This window comes from Ferroacidibacillus organovorans (assembly GCF_001516615.1).
Taxonomy (GTDB): domain Bacteria; phylum Bacillota; class Bacilli; order Alicyclobacillales; family SLC66; genus Ferroacidibacillus; species Ferroacidibacillus ferrooxidans_B.
Genome location: NZ_LPVJ01000040.1, coordinates 1 through 4,658 on the forward strand (window position 1 = coordinate 1; position 4,658 = coordinate 4,658).

General features: G+C 43.3%; 7 protein-coding genes and 1 pseudogene. 4 read left to right on the forward strand and 4 right to left on the reverse strand.

Annotation, left to right across the window (positions count from 1 at the left end):
- Together ATW55_RS16810 and ATW55_RS09710 are read left to right on the forward strand one after the other, a co-directional pair.
- Positions 1-190 (forward strand): annotated as a pseudogene (locus tag ATW55_RS16810) (hypothetical protein); the annotation flags it as partial.
- Between the two features lie 833 nt (positions 191-1,023).
- Positions 1,024-1,734: a hypothetical protein gene (locus ATW55_RS09710; RefSeq protein ID WP_067716493.1), complete on the forward strand. Its 711-nt coding sequence runs from the start codon at positions 1,024-1,026 to the stop codon at positions 1,732-1,734.
- 35 nt (positions 1,735-1,769) lie between these two features.
- On the opposite strand, the gene ATW55_RS16130 is transcribed toward ATW55_RS09710, so the two are convergent.
- The 4 genes from ATW55_RS16130 to ATW55_RS09725 form a co-directional block, all read right to left on the reverse strand.
- Positions 1,770-2,369, reverse strand: a complete 600-nt coding sequence (locus ATW55_RS16130; RefSeq protein ID WP_153005113.1) for a hypothetical protein — start codon at positions 2,367-2,369, stop codon at positions 1,770-1,772.
- 137 nt (positions 2,370-2,506) lie between these two features.
- A complete protein-coding gene (locus tag ATW55_RS09715) occupies positions 2,507-2,785 on the reverse strand; it encodes a hypothetical protein (protein ID WP_067716498.1) in 279 nt (92 codons plus the stop codon).
- Positions 2,775-3,005 carry a hypothetical protein gene (locus ATW55_RS09720; RefSeq protein ID WP_153005114.1) on the reverse strand — a complete coding sequence of 77 codons (231 nt, stop codon included), beginning with the start codon at positions 3,003-3,005 and terminating at the stop codon, positions 2,775-2,777. The genes ATW55_RS09715 and ATW55_RS09720 overlap by 11 nt, the downstream gene beginning before the upstream one ends.
- A 20-nt stretch (positions 3,006-3,025) precedes the next feature.
- A complete protein-coding gene (locus tag ATW55_RS09725) occupies positions 3,026-3,358 on the reverse strand; it encodes a sigma-70 family RNA polymerase sigma factor (protein WP_067716506.1) in 333 nt (110 codons plus the stop codon).
- Between the two features lie 376 nt (positions 3,359-3,734).
- Here ATW55_RS09725 and ATW55_RS09730 point away from each other — a divergent pair, with 376 nt between their 5' ends.
- Both ATW55_RS09730 and ATW55_RS16340 read left to right on the forward strand, forming a co-directional pair.
- Complete coding sequence (locus ATW55_RS09730) at positions 3,735-4,205, forward strand: MerR family transcriptional regulator (protein WP_067716509.1); 471 nt, start codon at positions 3,735-3,737, stop codon at positions 4,203-4,205.
- Between the two features lie 278 nt (positions 4,206-4,483).
- A complete protein-coding gene (locus ATW55_RS16340; protein WP_160327219.1) occupies positions 4,484-4,642 on the forward strand; it encodes a hypothetical protein in 159 nt (52 codons plus the stop codon).
- Positions 4,643-4,658: the final 16 nt, after the last annotated feature.

A 4,658-nucleotide genomic window follows, 5' to 3' on the forward strand; every position in this document is an offset into this window, starting at 1 on the left:
GCGGATTGACATGGCCTACCACTTAGCAGGCATGACGCGGGAGGAAACCGCTCAGTACATTCGACACCAAATGAAGCAGACTGGGACCAACATGCCCGTTTTCACGGATGGTGCCATCCAAATGATTTACACGGCCAGCCCGTGGTATCCCGCGTGTGGTAAACCAACTGTGTACACAGGCGTTGTATGATGCGGCGGCTCGAGACAGTGAAGCGATTGAGGAGGGGCACGCTCAGAGAGTGCTCACAGACCAGGAGTGGCAACGAGGGACAGCTAGCTAGCTGAAGCTAAGTGATTGACGGTTGAACATCCAGTTTCCATGGCAGATTGACGTTACGGCCGCTCCGCCAATGGCGGTGAACAAATCACCGTCAAACAGCGTGAGCGGCTACAAAATGCTTGCTATCAAAATAGCACAATAGAACTAGCAAGGAAAAGACTACCATGCTAAACTGATCCCAAAGCGAAAGCGAAGGGCGCACTTATACAAACTCGGAGAGTTTGCCAGGCTGTCGAGAAAGTCTCAACAGCCTTTCCTTGTCAAGAAGCATCAATGGTGGTCGGCATCGATCTTGACGGACAGATTGAACCGACTGTCAAGGTACGCTTTCCCGCCTTGACAGCCTCAACTGGGATTAGAAATGGAAAATTCTACTTGGATGTGGTCAAAAGCGGGCATCACGCAGAAAGCTTGACAATAGAGTTTACACAAAATAGTTGACACTCCAAAAGGCATTACCATGGGCATATCCCGTAAGGGAACGACCGCTGATAACTTCTCCATCGAATCGTTTCATTCCACTCTAAACAACCAATCACCGGTTGATTTCCGGCGACTGGCTGCTTAGCTATACAAGGTGTTTTGATCCCTGCCTAAAAAACGGGGGTCAGTCCCAAAACCAGCTGGGGTTGATTTGGAGTCGCAGGACCACCATCCATACAGTTATAAATGTTGGAAATGCTTAGTATGCTATAATTAAATCGGAGCGATATTAAGCATGCAACGGGTGGTGACGACTAGAAATGAAAATAAAAATTATAAGCGCATTATTAAGTTCATTAATAATAGTTTTTTCACTTCTCGCGGCAAAGGCAAATATGCCTTCACGAAACAACAACATTTACATAGTTAAAACAAATGGACAAAGCTATAAGTATATATTTGGAAAGATACAATATAATTCTGATGTTAATCTGATTCACATGGTCAAGACTCCATTTGGTTTGGTGTGGAATCCAATTCCCAAAATGTATCCTGCTTTAGATGGCACTTTTTCACTAAACCGTTATCCCATTGAACCGTTTTCCTTGTATTTAAGCCCACTTAGTGCTCACGTTTTATCAATCAATCATGCCCGAAAAATTATTTCTCTACCGTTAAAACATTCTGGCATTAACGGTAAACTGTATGTATATTTAGAGCAACTCTTTTCGGAAAAGAACTGGGTCATTTACAGCGACTCTCTTCGATTGCCAGGTGCCCCTCAACCATTTATTTCGGAATTAAATATTGTAAACTTACTCAAACCAAAAATAATTCGTGTTACGTATTACCACTCAACTGGTGGAGATTCGTTTTCGATTGCAATAAGTAATCACTTTCTATATTATGAACAACTCATTCCAAATGCTTATGGTATCTACAAAAAAGTAACCCGTGCTTATAATTTTGATTCGATGAAAACAATCAAGTTGAGAGTACTCCCTAATGATTTAAAATGGATTGCAATGTAAAAGGGCGAGAGCAATATGCCCACGCCCTTTTGTCCCTAAAAGCAACAGGATGGTTCATTTTGGCTGGAAATCAGATTGGTTGGTACAATAGAAGTAAAGTAATCATTGTACCAGTTCATTAAAATATTACCGACTACATCTGGGGAATCACCGGACGTGTAATAATTAGATGATGCCCACCCCATTGCTCCCATAGCCGCACACGCCGCTTCAAATCCCGGGCCAAATTTAGTACCTGCACCTTGCAAGTTACCATACCCATTCTTAGCAGGTACTGTATATCCCGCGGTATAGGCATTCATGATGTAGGCACTGGCCGCATCACCTACACCGTCACTTGCACTAACCTTAAACAATGATGGCTCCAACATTGGATTGATGTATCCATCTAACGTACCATCACAGATATTAGAGTAAGGATTTGCGGGCCCGCTGCCCCCGTAGTTAGCTGGATTGTTGTACGGGGTACAGATATCATATTGACCCTTGTTACTTTCATGATACCATTGTGTAATAATTAACGCCTCGATTACTCCTGTTGCAAAACTAGCCCAGCCAGAAAATGGACCATAAATGTTGTAAAATTGCTGTGACGTCAATAATTTCGATCCCGATGTTGTGCATGAAAATGACAATGTAAACCCTCCTATTATTTTTAATTTTTCCTTCACTTAATCAAAAACAGACAAAAACATGTGCGTTATTCATCAATTCACCTCATCTCTGTTTATCTGGTATGACGATTTGAAGAGGATAAATGGCGCACATCAACTTACGCTTTCTTATTCGTTACATTGATCACATGCCATCCACCCACTGCCGTCGATCCGACTAAAATTCCATTGAGAAGATCGAGCAATCCCTGTGCAGGTGTCTGAGGCAAATGAATCACCGCAATAAGAATGATCCCAACCAATAGAGCCAATAGGCGTGTGGGGACACTTTTAATGGGTGGGATATCCTTTAAAAACTCCACCAGGAGTAACACGGCCATGCTTTCGCCAGCCACCGTTTGCAACGATGTCCAAGTCACCCACGTTTCAGCGTTCATCAAAGCCCCCTCCATCCCCAAAATCATCATGTTTCTGACTGGATTTGTTAAACGATTTCCATAATGCGATAAGTGCGGCCTGTGTGGCATCGTCCGGTGACGGTTCATGGGCAGCCATTCGTTGAATGCGTGGACGCATGTAGAGAAGCACTTCACGCATCGCTTCAACATCACCCGACATGGCTTTTCGGATCAAATCGTCAAATTCTTCTCGTGTCACCATCCATACCTTCTTTCACTTCACTTTTCCCGCAACGTCTGAATCGCCTTTTTGTGCAATCGACTCACTTGCTGATGGGGAATTCCCAACCGTTTCGAGATTTCCCGTTGCGAATAACCAAAAATGTAGATCAAATACAATACATTTCGTTCATACGCTGGCAAGGTTGCCAAAAACATTCGCATCTCTGCATTTGAAAAATCTTGTGTCGCGATCAATGAATTGAGTTGCATGTTATACGCATCGGAAGCTGTAGTTTCTCGTCGAAGACGTCTCTGACGCCGCCGTTCATCGATAATGGCATGACGCACGACAGACCAACACCAAACGGTAGGAGCATACGGCGTTAACATAACAACCCACCTTCCGAACACATGTTCGATATTCAAGGATGAAAATCCTCCATGCGTTTTCAGTACTTTTAGAGTCAATATCAAGTAAGACGAAGCCATATAAAAAATTGGCGCGTTTAGATAAAATTGAATATACGGTGCAAACAAAAAATAGTTTCAAGGATAAAGAACGCGATTTTTTGTACCTTTTTCAAAATGTCCTGTTCGTAAGTAGAGGATCATAAAGCGACTGATCACCCTATAACCATGGTGATTCAACGGCCTGGCTTTACTTATGACCTTTATAACAATATCATGGTACCTTGTTATGAATAACAACCAAGTAAAATCAACCCTATGAACAAGCTATCAAGGTCATGGATAGGAGGGTATTAAGGTGTCATCCATCACCATTCGCGAAGCTGCAGACGCCCTAGACGTAAGCATTCCAACCATACGAAACTGGATTAACTCAGGACGCCTAAAAGCCTATAAAACCAATGGAAATCATGGTCTTGAGTATCGTATTGAGTTGGAAGAAATCGCACGCATCAAAGGAGAACAACCCGAAAAAACCATTGTCATTCATCAGGAACAAACCGATCCAACCTTTGAAGTGCCTTCATCATGGTTATTAGGCCAATTATCAGGGTCTATCAAGGATATCGTACGTGAGGTTATTAGGGATGAGGTTGAAATGATGAGGGTGGATATCAGGGATGAAATCCGTCAGGAGTTTGTTAAAGCAGAGGAACGTGTTGTAGAACGGGATCGAAAATTGATGGAGGTGCTTCGGGAAATCCAAAACATTCGAAAACAAGAGGCTGAATCCTTCTCCTGGTGGAATCGCTTGCGAGGAAAACGGTGACTTGTCCAATCTTCCAAAACATGCTAATGTTTTGCTAACCACATAGAACGGCAGGCATAACAAAGCCCTACAGCAGGTTCACAGCCAACTGTAGGGCATGCCCCTCGATCGTCTACACCGATCGAGAATGCATTTTGTTACATCCAAAGATACTGCAATCAGTATACAGTATCTTGAGGAAACGGATCAAGTCTCCGGATGAAACAAAAAACGGCATTTCTCGACACAGCGGCGATCGAGAGGTGCCGTTTTTCAATTCTAAAGGAGCGATACCGGGGATGAACGACAAAGAAAAAAGCATCATTCGCAAGATGAAAGGTAAGGAAAATCCGTACACCATGGTGAGCAACAGCGTCATTCGAGATCAACGGCTATCTGGAATTGTCAAATTTAGTTTAGCCCCGAAACTCGTAATACCGGTCTATGGCTACGCCTAGGGGGTGTGAGTGAAGT